The sequence below is a fragment of the Streptomyces sp. bgisy159 genome (genome assembly GCF_057707805.1).
Genome location: NZ_JBYIQX010000005.1, coordinates 190,635 through 210,366, shown reverse-complemented (window position 1 = coordinate 210,366; position 19,732 = coordinate 190,635). Strand labels below are relative to the sequence as shown.

At 72.4% G+C, this 19,732-nt stretch carries 20 protein-coding genes; 10 read left to right on the top strand and 10 right to left on the bottom strand.

The window, feature by feature from the left end; translation table 11 throughout:
• Nucleotides 1–57 precede the first annotated feature (57 nt).
• The 4 genes from AC3ET3_RS07955 to AC3ET3_RS07940 all read right to left on the bottom strand — a co-directional run bounded on the left by AC3ET3_RS07955 (nucleotide 58) and on the right by AC3ET3_RS07940 (nucleotide 4,074).
• Nucleotides 58–1,188, bottom strand: a complete 1,131-nt coding sequence (locus tag AC3ET3_RS07955; RefSeq protein ID WP_432158440.1) for an acyltransferase family protein — start codon at nucleotides 1,186–1,188, stop codon at nucleotides 58–60.
• Nucleotides 1,189–1,263: 75 nt separating this feature from the next.
• On the bottom strand, nucleotides 1,264–1,920 hold the full coding sequence (locus tag AC3ET3_RS07950) for a LuxR C-terminal-related transcriptional regulator (RefSeq protein WP_432158439.1): 657 nt from the start codon (nucleotides 1,918–1,920) through the stop codon (nucleotides 1,264–1,266).
• Between the two features lie 259 nt (nucleotides 1,921–2,179).
• A complete protein-coding gene (locus AC3ET3_RS07945) occupies nucleotides 2,180–3,037 on the bottom strand; it encodes an ABC transporter permease (protein WP_435611880.1) in 858 nt (285 codons plus the stop codon).
• Between the two features lie 29 nt (nucleotides 3,038–3,066).
• On the bottom strand, nucleotides 3,067–4,074 hold the full coding sequence (locus AC3ET3_RS07940; protein WP_432133083.1) for an ATP-binding cassette domain-containing protein: 1,008 nt from the start codon (nucleotides 4,072–4,074) through the stop codon (nucleotides 3,067–3,069).
• Nucleotides 4,075–4,274: 200 nt separating this feature from the next.
• Between AC3ET3_RS07940 and AC3ET3_RS07935 the strand changes: the two genes are divergently transcribed.
• Nucleotides 4,275–4,877 carry a TetR/AcrR family transcriptional regulator gene (locus tag AC3ET3_RS07935; protein WP_432133084.1) on the top strand — a complete coding sequence of 201 codons (603 nt, stop codon included), beginning with the start codon at nucleotides 4,275–4,277 and terminating at the stop codon, nucleotides 4,875–4,877.
• 153 nt (nucleotides 4,878–5,030) lie between these two features.
• Here AC3ET3_RS07935 and AC3ET3_RS07930 read toward each other — a convergent pair whose 3' ends face one another.
• Complete coding sequence (locus tag AC3ET3_RS07930; RefSeq protein WP_432158438.1) at nucleotides 5,031–6,368, bottom strand: cation:proton antiporter; 1,338 nt, start codon at nucleotides 6,366–6,368, stop codon at nucleotides 5,031–5,033.
• Between the two features lie 324 nt (nucleotides 6,369–6,692).
• On the opposite strand from AC3ET3_RS07930, the gene AC3ET3_RS07925 reads away from it, so the two are divergent.
• Nucleotides 6,693–7,523: an AfsR/SARP family transcriptional regulator gene (locus AC3ET3_RS07925; RefSeq protein WP_432158437.1), complete on the top strand. Its 831-nt coding sequence runs from the start codon at nucleotides 6,693–6,695 to the stop codon at nucleotides 7,521–7,523.
• 23 nt (nucleotides 7,524–7,546) lie between these two features.
• On the top strand, nucleotides 7,547–8,107 hold the full coding sequence (locus AC3ET3_RS07920) for a flavin reductase family protein (RefSeq protein WP_432158436.1): 561 nt from the start codon (nucleotides 7,547–7,549) through the stop codon (nucleotides 8,105–8,107).
• 487 nt (nucleotides 8,108–8,594) lie between these two features.
• Here AC3ET3_RS07920 and AC3ET3_RS07915 read toward each other — a convergent pair whose 3' ends face one another.
• Nucleotides 8,595–10,226 carry an NAD(P)/FAD-dependent oxidoreductase gene (locus AC3ET3_RS07915; protein WP_432156629.1) on the bottom strand — a complete coding sequence of 544 codons (1,632 nt, stop codon included), beginning with the start codon at nucleotides 10,224–10,226 and terminating at the stop codon, nucleotides 8,595–8,597.
• Between the two features lie 170 nt (nucleotides 10,227–10,396).
• On the opposite strand from AC3ET3_RS07915, the gene AC3ET3_RS07910 reads away from it, so the two are divergent.
• From AC3ET3_RS07910 to AC3ET3_RS07890, 5 genes are all read left to right on the top strand, one after another.
• A complete protein-coding gene (locus AC3ET3_RS07910; RefSeq protein WP_432156630.1) occupies nucleotides 10,397–11,710 on the top strand; it encodes a beta-ketoacyl-[acyl-carrier-protein] synthase family protein in 1,314 nt (437 codons plus the stop codon).
• 80 nt (nucleotides 11,711–11,790) lie between these two features.
• Nucleotides 11,791–12,996, top strand: a complete 1,206-nt coding sequence (locus AC3ET3_RS07905; RefSeq protein ID WP_432156689.1) for a ketosynthase chain-length factor — start codon at nucleotides 11,791–11,793, stop codon at nucleotides 12,994–12,996.
• A 35-nt stretch (nucleotides 12,997–13,031) separates the two neighbouring features.
• On the top strand, nucleotides 13,032–13,289 hold the full coding sequence (locus AC3ET3_RS07900) for an acyl carrier protein (protein ID WP_432156631.1): 258 nt from the start codon (nucleotides 13,032–13,034) through the stop codon (nucleotides 13,287–13,289).
• Nucleotides 13,290–13,380: 91 nt separating this feature from the next.
• The gene (asnB, locus tag AC3ET3_RS07895; RefSeq protein WP_432156632.1) at nucleotides 13,381–15,234 is read left to right on the top strand and encodes an asparagine synthase (glutamine-hydrolyzing); all 1,854 of its coding nucleotides are present in this window, start codon (nucleotides 13,381–13,383) and stop codon (nucleotides 15,232–15,234) included.
• An 8-nt stretch (nucleotides 15,235–15,242) separates the two neighbouring features.
• Nucleotides 15,243–16,472 carry an FAD-dependent monooxygenase gene (locus tag AC3ET3_RS07890; protein ID WP_432156633.1) on the top strand — a complete coding sequence of 410 codons (1,230 nt, stop codon included), beginning with the start codon at nucleotides 15,243–15,245 and terminating at the stop codon, nucleotides 16,470–16,472.
• Between the two features lie 12 nt (nucleotides 16,473–16,484).
• Here the strand turns inward: AC3ET3_RS07890 and AC3ET3_RS07885 are convergent, their stop codons facing one another.
• Nucleotides 16,485–16,769: a DUF6059 family protein gene (locus tag AC3ET3_RS07885; protein WP_435611879.1), complete on the bottom strand. Its 285-nt coding sequence runs from the start codon at nucleotides 16,767–16,769 to the stop codon at nucleotides 16,485–16,487.
• 127 nt (nucleotides 16,770–16,896) lie between these two features.
• Here AC3ET3_RS07885 and AC3ET3_RS07880 point away from each other — a divergent pair, with 127 nt between their 5' ends.
• Nucleotides 16,897–17,085, top strand: coding sequence for a hypothetical protein (locus AC3ET3_RS07880; protein ID WP_432156635.1), 189 nt, complete (start codon nucleotides 16,897–16,899; stop codon nucleotides 17,083–17,085).
• 151 nt (nucleotides 17,086–17,236) lie between these two features.
• Nucleotides 17,237–17,518 carry a chaplin gene (locus AC3ET3_RS07875; protein ID WP_432133085.1) on the top strand — a complete coding sequence of 94 codons (282 nt, stop codon included), beginning with the start codon at nucleotides 17,237–17,239 and terminating at the stop codon, nucleotides 17,516–17,518.
• A 132-nt stretch (nucleotides 17,519–17,650) separates the two neighbouring features.
• On the opposite strand, the gene AC3ET3_RS07870 is transcribed toward AC3ET3_RS07875, so the two are convergent.
• The 3 genes from AC3ET3_RS07870 to AC3ET3_RS07860 all read right to left on the bottom strand — a co-directional run bounded on the left by AC3ET3_RS07870 (nucleotide 17,651) and on the right by AC3ET3_RS07860 (nucleotide 19,671).
• Entirely contained in the window at nucleotides 17,651–18,517 is an 867-nt protein-coding gene (locus AC3ET3_RS07870; RefSeq protein WP_432133086.1) for a tyrosinase family protein, read from the bottom strand.
• Complete coding sequence (locus tag AC3ET3_RS07865) at nucleotides 18,501–19,001, bottom strand: tyrosinase family oxidase copper chaperone (RefSeq protein ID WP_432133087.1); 501 nt, start codon at nucleotides 18,999–19,001, stop codon at nucleotides 18,501–18,503. The genes AC3ET3_RS07870 and AC3ET3_RS07865 overlap by 17 nt, the downstream gene beginning before the upstream one ends.
• Nucleotides 19,002–19,164: 163 nt before the next feature.
• Complete coding sequence (locus tag AC3ET3_RS07860; protein WP_432133088.1) at nucleotides 19,165–19,671, bottom strand: hypothetical protein; 507 nt, start codon at nucleotides 19,669–19,671, stop codon at nucleotides 19,165–19,167.
• Nucleotides 19,672–19,732 lie beyond the last annotated feature (61 nt).

The following is a 19,732-nucleotide window of genomic DNA, read 5'->3' as shown; positions in this document are numbered from 1 at the left end:
GCCCCGCACCCCTGTCCCGGGGGCGCGGGGCCTGCGGGCCGTGGGCGACCGCCGGGGTCACGGTGCCGGGGGCGAGAGGAGGCCGTCGCGTTTCCGCCGGAGGAAGGGGTGCTCCAGGTGACGGTAGCTGGCTTCGGCGAGCAGCAGGGCCGCGCCCAGGACGGTGACCGCGACCAGCAGGCCCGCCGTGCTCCAGGGGACGTCCTCACCGCCGCGGACCCGCTGGACCACGCCGAGCAGAGGCACGTGGACGACGTAGACGCCGTAGGAGATCACGCCGACGCGCACCAGCGGGGCCCGGCCGAGCAGGCCGGCGTCCGACGCGGGGCGGTCGTGGACCAGGAGGACGGCCGCCGCGAAGACCCAGGCGAGCAGGGTGTACTGCCAGACCCAGCCGTAGCGGTCGGCCAGCAGGATCGGGAAGCCGAGGTCGCCGGGCAGGCCCCGGCCGTCGGCCAGGGCGTGCACCGCCAGGCCGGCGGTCACCGCGGCGAACAGCGCCGGCATCACGCGTGCGACCGTGCGCAGCCGCGCCCGTACCTCGTCGAGCGCGGTCAGCGCCCCGGCCGCGAAGGCGTCGGCGTACGTCACCGGCGAGGTGTAGAGGGTCACCGGCCGGAGCTCCGGCGGATGGCCGGTCCCGGTCAGCACCAGCCACAGCGCCACCCGCAGCACCGGACCGGCCAGTGCCAGGACGACGAGCGTGCGCACCAGCCACCGGCGCGGCAGCAGCAGCGCCAGCAGGGCCCACAGGACGTAGGCCTGCACCTCGACGGCGAGCGACCACATGTGGGTGTAGAGCTGCATCGAGGTGGGCCGGAAATCGTGCGCCATGGTCGTCAGATCGAAGGTCCACGTCCACAGGTAGGGCAGATTGCGCCCGATCGATCCGTCGCCGTAGTGGACGGCGGCCAGCACGGTCAGCACCGCGCAGAACGCCAGGTGGAGCGGGGCCAGGCGGAGCAGCCGGTTGCGGGCGAAGCCGCGGGCCCGCCGGGTGCGGGTCGCGGCCGGGTCCTTGAGCAGCGTGCGGGTGACGAAGTGCCCGCTCAGGACGAAGAAGAGAGGGACGCCGACCCATCCCCAGGGCACGAGTCCGACGTGGTAGAAGAGCACGCCCAGCACGGCGAGTGCTCTGATCCCATCGAATTCCGGGCGATATTTACTCCGATATCGACTCTGGGCCATAGGCGCAAGGTAAAGGAGTCATCTATAGGCGTACAGAGATGATTTCAGCCGATCGGACGAATTGCCCGACGCCTTTCAGGAGGCGGGCTCGTAGAGCTTCACACGCCCGGACAGAGTGCCCGTGTATTTATTCACCGCATCAATTCGGGAGACCGCTCCGAGCTTGACGAAGATGCTGTGCACATGGCGTTTGACGGTGCCTTCGGAAATGGCGAGCCGACGGGCTATCTGCCCGTTGCTCAGACCGTCCGCGATGCGCCTGAGGATCTCCTTCTCCCGCTGGGACAGCCCCCCGTCGTCCTCCGCCCGGCCGAGTCCCTCGATACTGGAGCGGGCCACCGAGAGGACCACCCGCCCGTCGCGCGCGGCGACCGTGCGGATGGCCGTGACCAGTTCCAGCACGGTCACGGTCTTGGTCAGATATCCGCTGACCCCGACGGCCAGCAGTTCCTGCAGCAGAGCGGGGTGGTCGTGCGAGCTGAGCACCAGGAAGCGGGAGTCGCGGGCGGCCTGGCGCAGTCGCAGGTACACCTCCTTGACCCGCTCCGGCCGGTCGGCGTCGAAGATGACGATCTCCGGCTGGGTCCGCCCCGCCAGGGCGACCGCCTCGTCGGCGCCGGCGACACACCCGACCAGCACCAGGTCCCGCTCGGCGGCGAGCAGCGCGCCGAGCGACTCTCTGAGCAGCGTCTGATGATCGACCAGAAGTATCCGGATCTGCTTCGACGACATCCGTTGAACCCCCGTGAGTACGACTCGAACAATGCCGGGACGTTAACCGATCGAGCGGAGCGCCAACATGTGCAGATAGGCCATTACTGACGCATCCTATCGGACACCTCCGTTTCCTGGAGTAAAGGTTGGGCAATGAAGACCGTTTCCGGGCGGTGAGGGCATGCGGAATTAGCCCCTCCGCGCCGAGTGCGATCGTCGGGGAATAACCGGCAGACCCCGCTCAAAGATGAGAGGGGTCTGTGTTCGCTTGAATTGACTACTTTGCGGTGCGGGTCCGGTAGAGCCGTACGGCGAGCGGGGCGAAGAGCACGATCATCGCGACGGAGTAGACGGTGGTGGCGAGCACCGGGTGCTGCAGCGGCCAGGCGTGGACGCCGCTCGCCGGGTTGGGGTTCCCGAAGAGTTCCCGGATCGCCGCGGACAGCGCGCTGAGCGGGTTCCAGTTGGCCACCTCGCGCAGCCAGGCCGGCATGCCCTCGGTGGGGACGAAGGCGCTGGAGACGAAGGTCAGTCCGAGCATCATCAGCACCCCGAACTGCTGGACGCCCTCGGCGCTGCGGAAGACCATGCCGAGGCAGGCCATGCCCCAGTTGAGGGCGTAGGCGAAGAGCAGGATGAGGGCGAAGCCCTCGACCGCGTGCGCGGCGTCCGTGTGGATGCGCCAGCCGATGGCGAGGCCGGTCGCGGCGAGCACGACGACGGCGATGACGGTGGTCAGCAGGTCCGCGAGGCTCTGCCCGGCCAGCACCCCGGCCCGGGACATCGGCAGCGAGCGGAACCGGTCGATGATGCCGTTCGCCATGTCGTGGTTGACGGCGGTCGCGGTGCCGGTGGAGGCCGAGGCCATGGTCATCGCGAACATGCCGGGGATCAGGTAGTCGTGGTAGCTGACCCCGTCGGGCAGCGCGATGGCGCCGCCCACCACGTAGGCGAAGAGCAGCGTGAACACCACGGGGGTGAGCGTCACGTCGATCAGGGACTCCGGCTCGCTCAGCGTCCGCGCCAGATTGCGGCGGGCGAGGACGACGGTGTCGCCGAGCACCTGGCTGATCCGGGCGACCGGGTGCGGCCCGGCGCCGGTGCCCCTTCCGGGGGCAACCGTGAGGGTGGTCATCTCGTGTTCTCCAATGCTGCGGTGCGGGGTCAGCCGGCCTGGACGACGGTGTCGCTCTCGAACGCCACCCGGTCCTCGCCGAGGGTCGAGTGACCGGTCAGCGCGAGGAAGACGTCGTCCAGGGAGGGGCGCCGTACCGAGCAGTCGTCCAGGTCGATCCCGGAGACGTGCAGCGCCTGGACGACATCGGTGGCCAGCCGGGCGCGGGTGGCCACCGGCACCTGCACGTGACGGGTCGCGGAGTCGATGGTGGCCGGACCGGTGCCGAACTGGCCGAGGACGAGCGCGGCGGCGGCCGGATCGCTGCCGGCCGACACCACGACCTCCAACTGGGCGCCGCCGAGAACGGACTTGAGCTCGCGGGGGGTGCCCTTGGCGACGGTCCGGCCGCGGTCGATCACCACGATCTGGTCGGCCAGCTGGTCGGCCTCCTCCAGGTACTGGGTGGTCAGGAAGAGCGTCGTCCCGTCGGCCACCAGGTCGCGGATGACGTCCCACATGACGTTGCGGCTGCGCGGGTCCAGGCCGGTGGTGGGCTCGTCCAGGAACAGGATGCGGGGGCGGGCGACCAGGCTCGCGGCCAGGTCGAGCCGGCGCCGCATACCGCCCGAGTACCCCTTCACGGGGCGGACGGAGGCCTCGACCAGGTCGAACTCCTCCAGCAGCTCCTCGGCACGGTCACGGGCGGCGCGCCGGGGCAGCCCGGCCAGGCGGCCGATCATGACCAGGTTGTCGCGGCCGCTCTGGAACTCGTCCAGCGCGGCGTACTGGCCCGTGAGCCCGATGGCGCGGCGCACCCCGCCCGGGTTCTTGAGCACGTCGTGACCCGCGACCAGCACCTGGCCGGCGTCGGGCCGCAGCAGCGTCGTGAGCACTCGGACGGTCGTGGTCTTGCCCGCACCGTTCGGGCCGAGGACGCCGACGACGGAGCCCGTGGGCACGTCCAGATCGACGCCCTTGAGGGCCTCGTAGTCACCGAACCGCTTCACGAGGCCCTTGACGCTGATGGCGGTGTCACCTCCGACGGAAACCGACACGGTCCTCTCCTCATCGCACAGTGGTCAGGGGGATGCGACCGGCGGAGCCGGTCCGGCGCGACCGCGCGTGGATTCCTACTTGCTACTGTTCAGCGGATAATTGGCCCTAGCGGCAAGTTCCGACTTGGTAGAGCGGCCAGCGGTCACTTGCCAAACGGTAAGCCAAGCACTAGCCGATCGTCAAGGAGACGTCTGTCGACATGGCCAGCCAGACAGTGAAGGACCAGGTCAGCAGGAAGGAACCGGCCGCCAACACCCGCGACCGGCTGCTCGCGGTGGCCCGGGAACTGTTCACCACCCAGGGATACGGCGGCACCTCGCTGCGCGAGATCGCGGAACGGCTGAACGTGAGCAAGGCCGCGATCTACTACCACTTCCGGACGAAGGAGGACATCGCGCGCTCCATCGTCGAACAGATCATGGAGGTCAACGGCGGGATCGCGGACCGCCTGGCGGTGGCCGGGAAGGACGCGGCGGCCTGGCAGCGCGCGTTCGACCAGATCATCGAGATCGCCCTGGCCAACCGGCAGTTGTTCATGGTCTGGGACCGCAACGACGACGCCTTCCAGAAGCTGTTCGCCGACGATCCGGTGCTCGGCCCGCAGATCGAGGCGCAGGGCGAGCCGCTGGGCAGACTGTTCGCCGACCCCTCACTGCCGCCGGCCGACCGCATCCGGCTGGGGTGCGCGTTCGGGGCGATGATGGGCCCGCTGGTGATGTACACGTCGTTCTACGAGGACCTGAGCACGGACGTACTGCGGGAGCACATCCGCTCCACGGTGTCGGCGCTGCTCACGGGCTGACCGGCCGCGGGGCCGAGGGGGACGGCACCGCGCCCCGCCCACCACCGGGAGCACCGCAGCCCGCCCGGGCCGCGACCGCGCTCGCGGAAGCGCGTGTCCCGGGGGCAGGCTCGGCCGGGACGACGTCGTCCACGGGTCGGGCCCCGGCGAGGGTCAGGCCGGGTCCATCTGGGTCTCGTCGCCGCGGGTCCGCTCGGTGACGCGCGCCCTGAGGGCTTCCTCCGCCGTGTGCTCGATGCGGTTGGTCGCCAGGCGCAGCACCGGCGGGGCCATCACCGACGTGGCGACCGCCACCAGCACGACCACGGTGTACGACTGCGTCGTCAGCACCCCGAGCCGCAGCCCGACCGACGCCACGACGATCTCGATCACCCCGCGCGCGTTCATGCCCGCGCCCACCGCCAGCGCCTCCCACCCGCTGAGCCGGCTGAACCGGGCCCCCAGGAAGGCCCCGACGAACTTCCCCGCCACGGCGAGCCCCAGCACCGCCAGGGCCGCTCCCAGCACCGCGGGGCGCCCCAGCGCCGAGAGGTCCACCCGCAGCCCCGCCGTGGCGAAGAACAGCGGCGCCAGCACACTCATCACGAACGAGCGCACCGGCGCCAGCCGCGCGTACTGCGCCGCCCCGGACGGCCGCAGCAGCAGGCCGGCCAGGAACGCTCCGAACACCGCCTCCAGCCCGGCCGCCTGGGTCGCCGCCCCGCACAGCAGGACCGTCGCGACCGCCACGGCGACGGGCGAGCCCGGCGCCCGGCCGCGCTCGGCGGCCCGCATGGCGGCGCCCACCAGCCGGCGCCCCACCGTCGCCGCCGCGCCCACCACCACGACCAGCCACAGCAGCGAGGCGGCCACCGCCCCGCCCCGGACACCGGTGGTCGCCGCGGCCGAGACGACCGACAGCAGGATCCAGCCGACGACGTCGTCGATCACGCCCGCCGCCAGGGTCAGCTGACCGACGTTGCGGTGCAGCAGGTTCATGTCGGCCAGCGTCTTGGTGATGACCGGTATCGCGCTGACGCACAGCGCCACGCCGAGGAAGAGGGCGAAGACGTAGCGCTCCCGCACCGCCTCGCCGACGAAGGAGCCCGGCGCGTACCAGCCGGCCAGGAAGCCCAGTCCGAGCGGCAGCGCCAGCCCGGTCACGCTGATACCGAGCGCGGTGCGCCGCCGGCGCCGGACCAGTCCGAGGTCGAGCTCCATCCCGGTGACGCCGACCAGCAGCAGGACGCCCAACTGCCCGACCGCGTCCAGCAGGTGGAACTGGTCGGCGCGCTGCGGCAGCAGCCAGTCCGACAGCGCGGGGCAGGCGTGGGAGAGCACCGTCGGCCCCAGCAGCACGCCGACGGACAGTTCCCCCACCACGGCGGGCAGCCGGCAGCGCACGGCCAGCCGGCCGAGCACCAGGGCCAGCAGGACGAGCAGTCCGGCCTGGAGGAGGAACACCAGCAGCGAGTGGGCCGGGATGGGGGTCACCGGCAGGGCGATCGGCATGGCACTCCCCTGCGTCGCTCGAACGTGGACGGAGCGCACACCGTCGCACCGGCGGTCCTAGGGGTGATCCAGCGCCGGACGAGGGACGCCGCGGGCCGAAGTTGCGGAGGGCGTCATTCCAGCCAGTTTCCCGAGTCGGGCACATCTCACCAAACGTGGTGATTTCCTTCCGTCCCGCTACATCGAAAGTTACATCGCCGTTGATCCGCCCGGCCCACCGAGGCCAACCTTCAGAAGGCTCCATTGCTGGTGATCTAGACAAGCCATAAAGTTCTGGCCAGTGCTCGTCGAGCAACCGGCAATTTCCACCGGAAGGACAGCTGAGTGAAATACAAGCTTCTCGGCCCACTGGAAGTGACGCACGATCAGCACATATACACCCCCCGCGCCCCGAAGGTGAAGAAGGTTTTAGCACTTCTTCTGCTGAGGGCGAATCAGGTCGTCCCGCTCGACGCCTTCATCGAGGAACTCTGGGGCGAGAAGTCACCGCAGACCGCGGTCACCACCACGCAGACGTACGTCTACCACCTGCGTAAGTCACTGGCACGCGCGGTCGGCCCGGAAAAGGCGGAGGAGATCGTCAGGACCGCCGCGCCGGGCTACGTCCTCCAGGTGGAGGAAAGCTCCCTCGACATCACCGCGTTCGACTCGCTCATGGCCGGCGCACAGGTTTCCGCGACGGCCGAGGACTTCCGGACCACCGCCCGCTACGCGAAAGAGGCACTCGCCCTGTGGACGGGTTCCCCGCTGGCCGGCGTCGAGTGCGGAAACGTACTGCACGGCTATGTGGTGAACCTGGAGGAGCGCCATATAGCGGCCCAGGAACTGCGTGTCCGGTCCGAGATGCACCTGGGCAACCACCGGGAACTCATCGCCGATCTGCGCTCCCTGGTCACCGCGCACCCGCTCAACGAGTGGTTCCACGGCCAGCTCATCACGGCCCTGCACCGCTCCGGACGGCGCAGCGAGGCCCTGCACGCCTACCAGAAGGTCCGCGACCTGCTGCGGCGTGAGCTCGGACTGGAGCCCTCACCGGAACTGTGGCAGCTGCACCAGGAGATCCTCGCGGCCGACGTCCGCGCCCGCGCCCCGCACCCCCGCCTCCCCCTGCCCCCGCGTCCCGCAGCCCGCCGCGCCTCCGCCCCCGCCCTGTAGCACTCCGGAAACGAGGATGTCCCATGGCTGTCCAGCACCGCCCGAACGGCCCGGCCGTTCCCGTCGACGCCGACACCTTCCGCGCCGTCATGGGGGCGCTGCCCACCGGCGTGACCGTGGTCACCACCGTGGACGCCGACGGCGCCCCGTGCGGCTTCACCTGTAGCGCGGCGTGCAGCGTGTCCCAGGACCCGCCCCTGCTGCTGGTGTGCGTCAACAGCGGCAGCCGGGTCCTGCGGGAGATGCTGGGCGCCGGCGCCTTCGCCGTCAACATGCTGCGGGCCAACCGCGAATGGGTCTCCGCCCACTTCGCCGCCCGCGACGCGGACCGCTTCGCCGCCGTCGACTGGCGGCCCACCGACTCGCTCGGTCTGCCCTGGCTGCCGGACCACACCGTCGCCTACGCCGAGTGCCGGCTGGACTCGGCCATCGCCGCCGGCGACCACACCGTCGTCATCGGCACCATCGTCGGCGGCGACGCGCTGCGGACCCACGGCCCCCTGATGTACTGGCGGCGCGAGTACGCCGCCTGGCCCGACCGCGAGGCCCTCGGCGCCGGGCTGACCCTGGCCACGGAAGGCTGACCGGCGATTCCGTCCCGAGCCCCGGCTCGCGTCCCGCGATCCCGGTGGCTCGCGGCGCCCCGCACCCGGACGTCACCGGCACGACGCGGCCACCACCCGACACGGTCACCCAACCACCCACCCGCACCCCGGAACCACCCACACGACGGGGCGACCCCACACCAGGGGGCGCCCCGCACACCGATGCCCTCGCACCCGCCACCGCACCCCCGCCACCGGCCCCCACCCCGAACACGCCCCATCCCCTCCCGCGCCCTCTCCCCGCCCCGAACACGCCCCGCGCCCGCTCCCCGCCCCGAACACGACGTGCCGCCACCGGACATCTCCGGTGGCGGCACACGACGTCCGCCCGGGCGGTCGGCCCGCCCGCACGGCGTCGTCAGACCGCCCGCACGGCGTCGTCAGACCGCCCGCACGGCGTCGTCAGACCGGGGCACCGTCATCGGCCCGGGGCACCGTCATCGGCCCGGGAAGCCGGGTGCGGGGCTCACAGCGTCGACTGCACCTTCTGCGGTGACACCGCCAGCAGGTCGCGGATCTCCTGGCGCGGGTGGTTCTTGGCCCACTCGGCGACGACCTGCATGTTCTCCGCGGTGGGGCTGATGAACCGCTCCTCGGGCCGGTTCAGCCCGAGCGCCGGGAACATCCAGTCGGACTCCCGGATCCGCTGCAGCATGGTGTCCGCGGCCTCCTGCGCCGGCACCCGGCCCGCGTCCACCGCGTCGCACTGCGCGACGAGTTCCTCGAACAGCTCCGCGCTGAAGTCGGTGGGGCACCACAGCCCGGGGTACTTGCTGTCGTCGAGCGCGCGCAGCGGCCCGTCGTCGCCGGACGCCTTGGCGGCCGCCAGCGCGTTGAGGAACCGCTTGCTGCCCACCGCGCTGCCCGCCACCCAGATCCGGAAGACCGCGTTCCACAGGTCGTAGTTCTGGAAGCCGATGTAGGAGGCGTTGACCAGCTTGTCGTTGTAGTCCAGCAGCCCGAGCTCCAGCCGCTCCACCGGCTCGAACCGCGCCATCTCGAAGTCGTCCTCGCGCAGCGCCTCCATCAGCCGCCACGCCAGGGTGTTGATCAGCTCGCAGGTGTTGGACAGACCGCGCGAGAACAGCGGGTCGATGAAGCCGGCCGCGTGGGACATCAGGCACCAGCGCGGGCCGACCGTGCGCGTCGAGGAGTACTGCATGCGCGGCGTGCGCACCCACTCCCGGACGCTGCGGGCGTTGGCCAGCTGCCGCTCGACGGCCGGGAAGCGCCGTACGTGCTTCCAGAACTCGTCCTCCGGGGACAGCCCCGGCTCCTCCGGGTAGCGCCGCTCGTCCAGTTGCAGCCCCACGCTGCACAGCGGGTTCGTCGCCCCCGGGTGGTTGTCGAACGGGATGACCCAGAGCCAGCCCCGGTCGAACATGTGGTGCAGCGTCCCGGTGTGCCAGGGCACCGGCGGCCGGTCCTCGTCCCCGTGCAGCAGGTGGTCGTCGGCCGGCTCGACCCCGATCATGTGCGTGAAGACGGACCGGGCGTGGTGCCTGATATTGCCCGGCTCCTCGCGCAGCCCGAACTGCTCGGCGAGCGGCGAGCGGAAACCGCTGGCGTCGACGATGTAGCGGGCCTGGTAGCTGGAGCCGTCGGCGCCGATGACGGTGACGGCGTCGTCGGCGAAGTCCACCTTGGAGACCCGGTAGTTCTGCCGTGCCTCGCAGCCGTAGGCCAGCGCCGTGTGGAACATGTAGGCGTCGCTGTCCTGGCGGAAGAAGTGGGCCGCGTTGCCGGTGACGTCGAGCAGCCGGAACATGTTCGTCTCGCGCGGGTCCGGCTCCTCGCCGTCCCGGTGGATGATGAATCCGAAATTGCTCTTCTGGCCGTGCGCGGAGCCCACGTGTTTCAGCACGCTGTCGAAGCTTCCGAGGTGACCTATTTCGGGCACCCCGTAACGGTGTGCGAGAAGACGCAGAATGAACAGCGTCTGCCCGATCGTGGATTCCCCGACGGCGAAGCGCGGATGCTGGGCTCCGTCCAGCAGCAGCGTACGGAATCCGTGTTTCGCCAGAATGGCGCCCAGCATCGTCCCGGACAGACCGGTTCCGACGATGACGACGTCGTACGTTCCTTCGTCGCGCCGCATATTCACGTTCCCCTTCGCTCCGACGACGGTGTGCCGGATCAGTGGACCAAGGGGTCTTCGAGGCCCGTTCGAGATCCGATCGTCCGCGGTCCGTCGATCGGGTTTCGAAGCACCCTCGATCGCGTCACCGCATTCTCGACTCCGGCCCGGCGCTCAGGCCGCGGACAGCCATGGCCCGGGAAGCGCCAGTGGAGGGAGATACGGTGACAGGAATACCCGAGGGGCGCCGCGTCGTCATCACCGGAATCGGCGTGGTGTCCCCTGGCGGAATCGGCAGAAAACAGTACTGGGAACTCCTCACCTCGGGGCGGACGGCGACCCGGACCATCACCTTGTTCGACGCCTCGCCGTTCCGTTCCCGGGTGGCCGCGGAATGCGACTTCGACCCGATAGCCGCCGGCCTCACCCGCCGGCAGAGCAGGCAGTGGGACCGCACCACCCAGTTCGCCGTGGTGGCCGGAAGGGAGGCCCTGGAGGACAGCGGGGTGCTCGGCCAGTCGGACCCGCACCGCACCGGCGTGATGATGGGCACCGCCTGCGGCAGCACCATGAGCCTGGACAGCGAGTACGCCCTGGTCAGCGACGAGGGGAAGTCCTGGCTGGTCGACGAGTTCCACGCCTCGCCCTACCTGTACGACTACTTCGTGCCGTCCTCCATGGCCGCCGAACTCGCCTGGATCGCCGAGGCGGAGGGACCGGTGGGGGTGGTCTCCACCGGCTGCACCTCCGGCGTCGACGTCCTCGGGCACGCCGCCGACCTGATCCGGGAGGGGCACGCGGACGTCATCACGACGGGCGCGTCGGACGCCGCGATCTCCCCCATCACCGTGGCCTGCTTCGACGCGATCAAGGCGACCACCGCCCGCAACGACAGCCCCGAAACGGCGTCCCGGCCCTTCGACCGCACCCGCAACGGCTTCGTGCTCGGCGAGGGCTGCGCCGTCTTCGTCCTGGAGGAACTGGAGCACGCCCGGCGCCGCGACGCCCACGTGTACGCCGAGATCACCGGCCACGCCTCCCGGTGCAACGCGTACTCCATGACCGGGCTCAGCGACGAGGGCCTGGAGATGGCGGACGCCATCACCGCCGCCCTGGACATGGCCCGCCGCGACCCGACCGACATCGACTACGTCAACGCCCACGGCTCGGCGACCAAGCAGAACGACCGCCACGAGACCAACGCCCTCAAGCGCGGCCTCGGCGGACACGCCTACGACATCCCGGTCAGCTCCATCAAGTCGATGATCGGGCACTCGCTCGGCGCCATCGGCGCGCTGGAGACCGCCGCCTGCGCCCTGGCCGTCGAGCACTCGGTGGTCCCGCCCACGGCCAACCTGCACGAGCCGGACCCGGAGTGCGACCTCGACTACGTACCGCTGACCGCCCGGGAGCACCGGGTCGACACGGTGCTCAGTGTGGCCAGTGGCTTCGGCGGCTTCCAGAGCGCCCTGGTGCTCGGCCGTCCGGCCGGGGTGACACCGTGAGCCGCGCGACCTCCCCGCCCGCACCGGCGCCGGCCCGCACCGCCCGGCCCGACGGCCCCGCCGGCCCGCCGTCCCCGACCGTGTTCACCGGCATCGGCGTCGTCGCCCCCACGGGCCTGACCACCGCCGACTACTGGTCCGCCGTACTGCGCGGGGACAGCGGCATCCGCCGCATCACCCGCTTCGACCCCACCGGCTACTCCGCCCGGGTCGCCGGGGAGATGCCCGAGTACCCGGCCGCCGGCCGGCTGCCCGGCCGGCTGCTGCCGCAGACCGACCGGATGACCCGGCTCGCCCTGATCGCGGCCGAGGAGGCGCTGCGGGACGCCGGCGCCGATCCCGCCTCGCTGCCGCCGTACGCCTGCGGAGTGGTCACCGCCGCCTCGGCCGGCGGCTTCGAGTTCGGGCAGAAGGAGCTGGAGGCCCTGTGGTCCAAGGGCGGCAAGTACGTCAGCGCCTACCAGTCGTTCGCCTGGTTCTACCCCGTCAACACCGGCCAGATCTCCATCCGGCACGGCCTGCGCGGACCGGGCGGTGCGATCGTCGCGGACCAGGCCGGCGGGCTGGACGCGCTGGCCAAGGCCCGCCGCCACGTGCGCGCCGGCACCGCGCTGATGGTGACCGGCGGCGTGGACGGCTCGCTGTCCCCGTGGAGCTGGCTGTGCGTCATCCGCTCCGGCCGGGTGAGCACCGCCGACGACCCGGCCGCCGCCTATCTGCCGTTCGACCGGCGGGCGCGCGGCGCCGTCGTCGGCGAGGGCGGCGCCCTGCTGATCGCGGAGAGCGCCGAGCAGGCCCGTGCCCGCGGAGTGGACCGCGTCTACGGCGAACTCGCCGGCTACGCGGCCACGTTCGACCCCCGTCCCGGCTCCGGGCGGGAACCGGGGCTGCGCCGCGCGGTGGAACTCGCCCTGGCGGACGCCCGGACGGCCCCCGCGGACATCGACGTCGTCTTCGCCGACGGCTACGCCGTGCCCGAGCTGGACCGCGTCGAGGCGGAGGCGCTCGCCACGGTGTTCGGGCCGCGTGCCGTGCCGGTCACCGTGCCGAAGACGACGACCGGCCGGCTGCTGGCCGGCGGCGCCGCGCTCGACGTGGCCACGGCCCTGCTGTCCCTGCGCGACGGCGTCGTGCCGCCCACGGTCAACGTGGCCGACCCCGCCCACCCGGACCTGCTGGACCTGGTCCGCGACACCCCGCGCGAGCTGCCCCTGCGCAGCGCCCTGGTCGTCTCCCGCGGCCACGGCGGCTTCAACTCCGCGCTGGTGGTCCGCACCGGCGCCTGACCCCCGTACCGACCGACCCGAAAGGACTTCCTGCCATGGCCACGTTCGAGATCAAGGACCTGGTGGAGCTGCTGCGCGAGTGCGCCGGCGAGGACGAGGCCGTCGACCTCGACGGCGACATCCTGGACACCGCCTTCGCCGACCTCGGCTACGACTCGCTCGCCCTGTTCAACACCGTCAGCCGCATCGAGCGCGACTACGCGGTCGAACTCCCCGACGACGTCGTCGGCGAGCTGAAGACGCCCCGGCAACTGCTGGACCTGGTCAGCGCCGGTATCGACCAGCGGGCATGAGCGTCCGCCCCACCACAGGCCGCCGAGGCACCGCGGATCCGCGCCCGGACCGCGGTGCCCGCCGGCGGCCCCCATCCGAGGGAGATCGGTGATGTGCGGCATTGCAGGATGGATCGACTACGAGCGCGACCTGACGCGGGAGACGGCGACCGCGTGGGCGATGACCCGGACCATGGCCTGCCGCGGCCCCGACGCCGAGGGGCTGTGGACGGACCGGCACGCGGCGCTCGGCCACCGCAGGCTCTCCGTGATCGACCTGGCGGGCGGGCGCCAGCCCATGACAGCGCAGGACGACGAGGGCCGCACCCTGGCCGTGCTCACCTTCTGCGGGGAGATCTACAACTACCGTGAGCTGCGCGCCGAGCTGACCACCCTCGGCCACCGCTTCCGCACGGCCAGCGACACCGAGGTCGTGCTGCGCGGCTACCTCCAGTGGGGCGAGGAGCTGGCTCCCCGCCTCAACGGCATGTTCGCGCTGGCCGTCTGGGACCCGCGCACCGAGGAACTGCTGCTGCTGCGCGACCGCATGGGCGTCAAGCCGCTGTTCTACCTGCCCACCGAGCACGGCGTGCTGTTCGGTTCCGAACCCAAGGCCCTCCTGGCCAATCCGCTGACCCCGCGCCGGGTGGCCGTGGAGGGCCTGTGCGAGGTCCTGGACATGGTCAAGACCCCGGAGGCGACGGTCTTCTCGGGGATGTACGAGGTCCGGCCGGGCCACCTGGTCCGCATCGGCCGGCAGGGGCTGCGCAAGCGGGCCTACTGGACCCTCGAGGCCCGGGAGCACACCGACGACCTGCCGACCACCATCTCCACGGTGCGCGGCCTGCTGGAGGACATCGTCGACCGCCAGATGGTGTCGGACGTCCCGCTGTGCCTGCTGCTCTCCGGCGGCCTGGACTCCTCCACGGTGACCGCCCTCGCCGCCCGCTCGGCGGCGGCCCGCGGCAGCGGCCCCGTACGGTCCTTCTCGGTGGACTTCACCCACGCCGACGAGGGCTTCGAACCGGACGCGGTGCGCGGCATGCGCGACGCGCCGTTCGTCCGGGACCTGGCGGACCACGTCGGCACCGTGCACACCGAGGTCGTCCTCGGCAGCGAGGAACTGGCCCGGGCCGAGCTGCGGGCCGCCGTACTGCGCGCCGTCGACCAGCCGCCGGCCTTCTGGGGCGACATGTGGCCCTCCCTGCACCTGCTGTTCGGCGCCGTGAAACGGCACTCCACGGTGGCCCTGTCCGGCGAGGCCGCCGACGAACTCTTCGGCGGCTACCGCTGGTTCCGCAACCCCGGCGCCGTGCACGCCGACACCTTCCCCTGGCTGACCTCCGGCTCGGCCCGCTACTTCGGCGGCCTCGCCCTGCTCAACCGGGGCTTCCTCGACAAGCTGGACATCCCCGGCTACCGCGAGGCCCGCTACCGGGAGGCGCTGGCCGAGGTGCCCGTGCTGCCCGGGGACAGCCCCGACGACCGGCTGATGCGCAAGGTCGGCTACCTCAACCTGACCCGGTTCGTGCAGACCCTGCTGGACCGCAAGGACCGGATGAGCATGGCCGTCGGGCTGGAGGTCCGGGTGCCGTTCTGCGACCACCGGCTCGTCGAGTACGTCTTCAACACGCCGTGGGCGATGAAGTCGTTCGACGGGCGGGAGAAGAGCCTGCTGCGCGCCGCGGCCGCGGATCTGCTGCCCCGGTCGGTGCTCCAGCGCGTCAAGAGCCCCTACCCCGCCACCCAGGACCCGGCCTACGAGCAGGCCCTGCGCGCCGAACTGCGGGACGTGCTGGCCGACTCCGACGCCCCCGTGCTCCCGCTCCTCGACCGGGCCCGCGCGGCCCGGGCGGTCGAGCGCCCGCTCGGCGACATCAGCCGGCCCTACGACCGCGGCAGCCTGGAGATGGCCCTGTGGCTGAACGCCTGGCTCACCGAGTACGACGTCGTCCTCGACATGTGAGGTGAGCGGTGACCGAGACGTACACCGATGTCTGCGTCGTCGGCGGCGGCCCCGCCGGCCTGACGCTCGCCCTGCTGCTCCTGCGCTCCGGCGTCCGGGTCGCCGTCATGGAGAAGGTGAGCTCGCTGGAGCGCGAGTACCGGGGCGAGATACTCCAGCCGGGCGGCCAGGCGCTGCTGCACGCGCTCGGCGTCCTCGACGGGGCGCGCGAGCGCGGCTGCCACGAGCACGACCGCTTCCTTCTGCAGGAGCGCGGCCGGGTCCTGATCGACGGCGACTACCGCCGGCTGCCCGGGCCGTTCAACTGCCTGCTGAGCCTGCCGCAACGGCACCTGCTGGAGGAGCTGCTCACCCAGTGCCGCGCCCACGACGGCTTCGAGTACCTGTCCGCCACCCGCTGCTCGGCGCTGGTCGAGGACACCCGGCAGCGGGTGCGCGGCGCCCTCGGGCGCGGCCCGGACGGCGACGTCCTGGTGCACGCCCACCGCGTCGTCGCCGCGGACGGCCGCTACTCCAAGGTCCGCCGGCTCGCCGCCATCGGCTACGACCGGCACGACGTCTTCGACCAGGACGTGCTCTGGTTCCGGCTGCCCGCGCGGGGAACCGCCCCCAGGGAGGTACGGATCTTCCGGGCGGGCGGCAACCCGGCCCTGGCGTACGCGTCCCACCCGGGGGCCGTGCAGATCGGCTGGACGCTGCCGCACGGCACGTACCGGGAGCTGTCGGCGCGCGGCCTGGACCACATCAAGGAGGGGCTGCGCGCGGCCGTTCCCGACCAGGCGGAGCGGATCGACGAGGAGATCACCTCGTTCCGGGACCTGTCGCTGCTCGACGTGTTCTCCGGCATCGCGCGCGAGTGGGCCCGCCCGGGGCTGCTGCTGATCGGGGACAGCGCGCACACCCACGGGCCGATCGGCGCGCAGGGCATCAACCTGGCCGTCCAGGACGCGGTGGCCGCCCATCCCGCGCTGCTGGCGTCCCTGCGCTCCGGTGACGACGGGGCGCTCGACCGGTACGCGGTCCTGCGGCGGCGTGACGTGCGACGAGTGATGCGGCTGCAGGCGACGCAGGGCCGGATGATGCTGTCCACCGGGGGGCTCGCCTCGGTGGTCCGCCCCAGGATGGCCGCGCTGGTCTCCCGCACCCCGGTCTACCGCAAGGTGCTGGACCAGCTGGCCTTCGGCAACCGGGACATCACGGTCCGCAGCGAGCTGTTCCAGCGGCCGGTCCCCCGCTGACGGGGCGGCGGTTCATCTCCCGGGGCGCTTGGGCGGCTGCCGGAGCAGTTCCTCGGAGAGCCACCGCTCCAGCGGGCTCAGCGGCACCTCGGGGCTCAGCCGCTCCGGGTGGCCGGCGGGCGGGCCGGCGAGCGGCCGCGCCCCGTCCCGGCCGGCCGCCCGGCGCCGCCGATGCTCCGCCAGCGCGGCCCAGGCCTCCGGCACCGCCATGTACAGCGAGCCGACGGCCACCAGGGAGTGGACGACGGCCCACCCGACCGACCTCAGGAGCGAGCTGCGCGGTGAAGAACCGTCCATGCCGCCCAGCGTGCCGACCGGGCGTCGGGAACGGCTGGACGTCCGGCCGCGGTCCGCTGGAGGACCGACGTAGGACCGGCGTAGGACCGACGGAAGTCCTGCGGAGGAGACAGAAGGAGAAGCCGAGATGACGCACCCGGCGCGCACCGCCCCGCCCCCGACACCCCCGCCCCCCGCGCCCGCGCCCCGCCCGTCCGGACACCGCGCCGGCGCCGAGCCCCCGCCCGACCGGCAGCAGCCCTCACCGCCGCTGCTGCTCGCCGGCTACGACGACGAGTGCGACCTCGAACCGCACATCTGCCGCGGCATCGACTGACCGCCCGTCCCCCGGGCGGCGGTGGTGGGCAGAAGGGTGATCCGCACCGATCCGGCCGATCCGTGCGTGACCCGCCCCGAGCGGCGGCGTTGAACGGGGCGTGCGGCCGCGCCACCTGCTGCCGCACGTCCCGAGTAAGAAGGAGTACGTGATGTCTCGCATCGCGAAGGCGACCGCGGTGGCCGTCGGCACCGGCGCCATGGTCCTCGGCGGGGCCGCCCTGGCCTCGGCCGACGCGGACGCGCACGGCGCGGCCGTCGGTTCCCCCGGTGTGCTGTCGGGCAACGTCGTCCAGGTCCCGGTCAACATCCCCGTCAACCTCTGCGGCAACACCGTGGACGTGATCGGTCTGCTGAACCCGGCGTTCGGCAACAGCTGCGTCAACAACGGCGGGGACGACGACCACAGCGGCGGCGGCGCCTACGGCGACTGACGGTCCGTCCGACCGTTCGTCCCGCGCGGCACCCGCGCCGCGCGCCCCTTCGGGCATGACGGAGCCCCGGCACCCTGAGCGCCGGGGCTCTTCTCCGTGTGAGGCCCGCCCGGCGAGCCTCCGTGGCGCGGCTCAGCCGTAGCGGTAGATCCCGCTGACGTCCTCCAGCTCGTCGGGGGTGACGTCCCACGGCGGGAGTTTCTCGTGCCGGGCGACGATCCGGCCGTGCTGGAGGTCGCCCCAGCCCGGCGGCTCGGCCGGCAGGTACCGGTGTTCGGCGTGGCGCCGCTGCCAGCGGCTCCACTGCAGGTCGACGAAGGCGTGGTGGAGCCAGAAGACGGGGTCGTTGACCGACGCCCCGCCGACCATCACCCCGCCGACCCAGCGGTGCACTCGGTTGTGGTTGCGCCAGGAGGCGCTGCCGCGCCCGCTCCCCCAGCCCTCCAGCTTGTTGCGGAAGCCCTCGCCGGACGTGGAGTTCCAGGGCGAGGCGTCGTACACCGGGTCCTCCAGCGCCCCTTCCAGCTCGCCGCGGGTGGGCAGCTCGATCGGGTCGCGGGACCGGCCGAGGTCGCGGGTGAGGAACTCCCCGTCGGTGACGCCCACTGTGAGCGTCCAGTCGCCGGTGGCGTAGGCGAACGGCCCGGTCGTCACCCGGCGGTCGGAGGGCCGCCCGGTACCGCCGAGGAGGTCCGCCGTCCAGGGGATCGCGCCGGCCGACCGGTCCCGCGTCCAGTCCCAGTAGGGCACGGTCACCGAGTCGTCGACCCGGCGCAGCGCCCGCTCCAGGTCCAGCAGGAACCTGCGGTGCCAGGGCAGGAAGGAGGGCGCCATGTGGGCGGTGCGCAGGCCGTGCTCGCCGTCGGAGACGTAGTAGTCGATGTGCATGCGCACGAAGTCGTCGTACTCGCCGCGCCGTTTGAGCTCCAGCAGCGCCCTGACGAAGCGGCGGCGCTCGCCGGCGGTGAGCGTGCTGACGTCCTTACGGGTGTAGACCATGGTGTCCCCCCAGGTGCGGATGGCCGGTGCGGGTGTCGAGCAGGTGCTCTCCGGGACCGAGTTCGTCGACGGCGGCGCGAGCGGCGGCCAGCGGGGTGGCGTACGAGCGGTAGTGGTCGACCATGCTCAGCCAGGTGCCGTCGGCGCGGCGCATGAGGTGCAGCGGGCGCCCGTCCACGGTGACCCGCCACCGTCCGTCGTCGTCGGCGGGGCCGGCGGCGACGCGGTCCGTGGCGGGCGGTACGCCCACCAGGCGGCGGCCGCGGTAGAACTCGTCGAAGCCGGTGTCGCCGGCGCCGCCGCCCGGGTCGTGCGGGGGGCGGGAGGCGGCGGCCACGGGGACGATGGCGGCGGTTGCCGCCGCGGCCCCGAGCAGTCCGCGCACCAGGTCCCGGCGGCGCACCCCTCTACCGCGTACCGGTCTCACCGCGTCCGCCCGGGGGCGCTCCGCGCCGACGGGCAGTCCGCTCACGTCTACGACCATGCTGTGCTCCTCGTCCGGTGGGGCCGTACGTCGTCCACAGCGCTAACCGCCGGCGGGGCCGCCCGGTCACCCTCGGACCCCCGACGGGCCGCCCGACCGGCGCGGAACGGGCGACGGGTCCGGGCCGGCGTGCCCGGACCCGTCCGACGCGGCGGGAGGCCGGCTACAGGCCCGGGCCCAGCCCCAGGTCGGCGCCGGGCACCGCCTGCAGCACCGGGGTGATCACGCCGGCCTGCGGCAGCTTCAGGTCCGGCAGGCCGAAGTTGTCGGCGTTGGGCGGGGTGAGGGGGGCGTCCAGCGCGACGCCGGGGCCGAGGGTGCGCAGGTCGGAGGCGGGCGCCGAGACACCGACATGGTTGAACTCGTCGCCGAGGATCTCCGGCAGCGGGGCGCGCACCTGGGCGCCCGGAAGCCCGGCGCCGACCGGCAGCTGCGGGATCACCCGCTCGGGGATGAGCCGGCCCTCGACGTACTGCGGCCCGTTGGGCACCCCGGGCACGGGCAGCGGTACCTCGCCGCCGATCCGGGGCAGTTCCACGTTGAGGGAGTTCTCGACGCCGTCCAGGGGGACGGGCACGGGGACCGTTCCGACCGCGGCGGCGGGGGTCGCGGTGGCGGCGCCGGCCGCCATGAGTACTGCGGCGACGGTTCCTCGGGTGGTCGACTTCATCTCGGGTCCGGACCCTTTCGGTGTGCGGAGCGGGCTGTGCGTGCGTACCGAGTAACGAGCG

Excerpts from the sequence above, each read along its gene's own strand:
- AC3ET3_RS07955 (WP_432158440.1), bottom strand. The coding sequence starts at position 1,188 with ATGGCCCAGAGTCGATATCGGAGTAAATATCGCCCGGAATTCGATGGG.
- AC3ET3_RS07950 (WP_432158439.1), bottom strand. The coding sequence starts at position 1,920 with ATGTCGTCGAAGCAGATCCGGATACTTCTGGTCGATCATCAGACGCTG.
- AC3ET3_RS07945 (WP_435611880.1), bottom strand. The coding sequence starts at position 3,037 with ATGACCACCCTCACGGTTGCCCCCGGAAGGGGCACCGGCGCCGGGCCG.
- AC3ET3_RS07935 (WP_432133084.1), top strand. The coding sequence starts at position 4,275 with ATGGCCAGCCAGACAGTGAAGGACCAGGTCAGCAGGAAGGAACCGGCC.
- AC3ET3_RS07930 (WP_432158438.1), bottom strand. The coding sequence starts at position 6,368 with ATGCCGATCGCCCTGCCGGTGACCCCCATCCCGGCCCACTCGCTGCTG.
- AC3ET3_RS07920 (WP_432158436.1), top strand. The coding sequence starts at position 7,547 with ATGGCTGTCCAGCACCGCCCGAACGGCCCGGCCGTTCCCGTCGACGCC.
- AC3ET3_RS07915 (WP_432156629.1), bottom strand. The coding sequence starts at position 10,226 with ATGCGGCGCGACGAAGGAACGTACGACGTCGTCATCGTCGGAACCGGT.
- AC3ET3_RS07910 (WP_432156630.1), top strand. The coding sequence starts at position 10,397 with ATGGCCCGGGAAGCGCCAGTGGAGGGAGATACGGTGACAGGAATACCC.
- AC3ET3_RS07900 (WP_432156631.1), top strand. The coding sequence starts at position 13,032 with ATGGCCACGTTCGAGATCAAGGACCTGGTGGAGCTGCTGCGCGAGTGC.
- asnB (WP_432156632.1), top strand. The coding sequence starts at position 13,381 with ATGTGCGGCATTGCAGGATGGATCGACTACGAGCGCGACCTGACGCGG.
- AC3ET3_RS07885 (WP_435611879.1), bottom strand. The coding sequence starts at position 16,769 with ATGGACGGTTCTTCACCGCGCAGCTCGCTCCTGAGGTCGGTCGGGTGG.
- AC3ET3_RS07880 (WP_432156635.1), top strand. The coding sequence starts at position 16,897 with ATGACGCACCCGGCGCGCACCGCCCCGCCCCCGACACCCCCGCCCCCC.
- AC3ET3_RS07875 (WP_432133085.1), top strand. The coding sequence starts at position 17,237 with ATGTCTCGCATCGCGAAGGCGACCGCGGTGGCCGTCGGCACCGGCGCC.
- AC3ET3_RS07870 (WP_432133086.1), bottom strand. The coding sequence starts at position 18,517 with ATGGTCTACACCCGTAAGGACGTCAGCACGCTCACCGCCGGCGAGCGC.
- AC3ET3_RS07865 (WP_432133087.1), bottom strand. The coding sequence starts at position 19,001 with ATGGTCGTAGACGTGAGCGGACTGCCCGTCGGCGCGGAGCGCCCCCGG.
- AC3ET3_RS07860 (WP_432133088.1), bottom strand. The coding sequence starts at position 19,671 with ATGAAGTCGACCACCCGAGGAACCGTCGCCGCAGTACTCATGGCGGCC.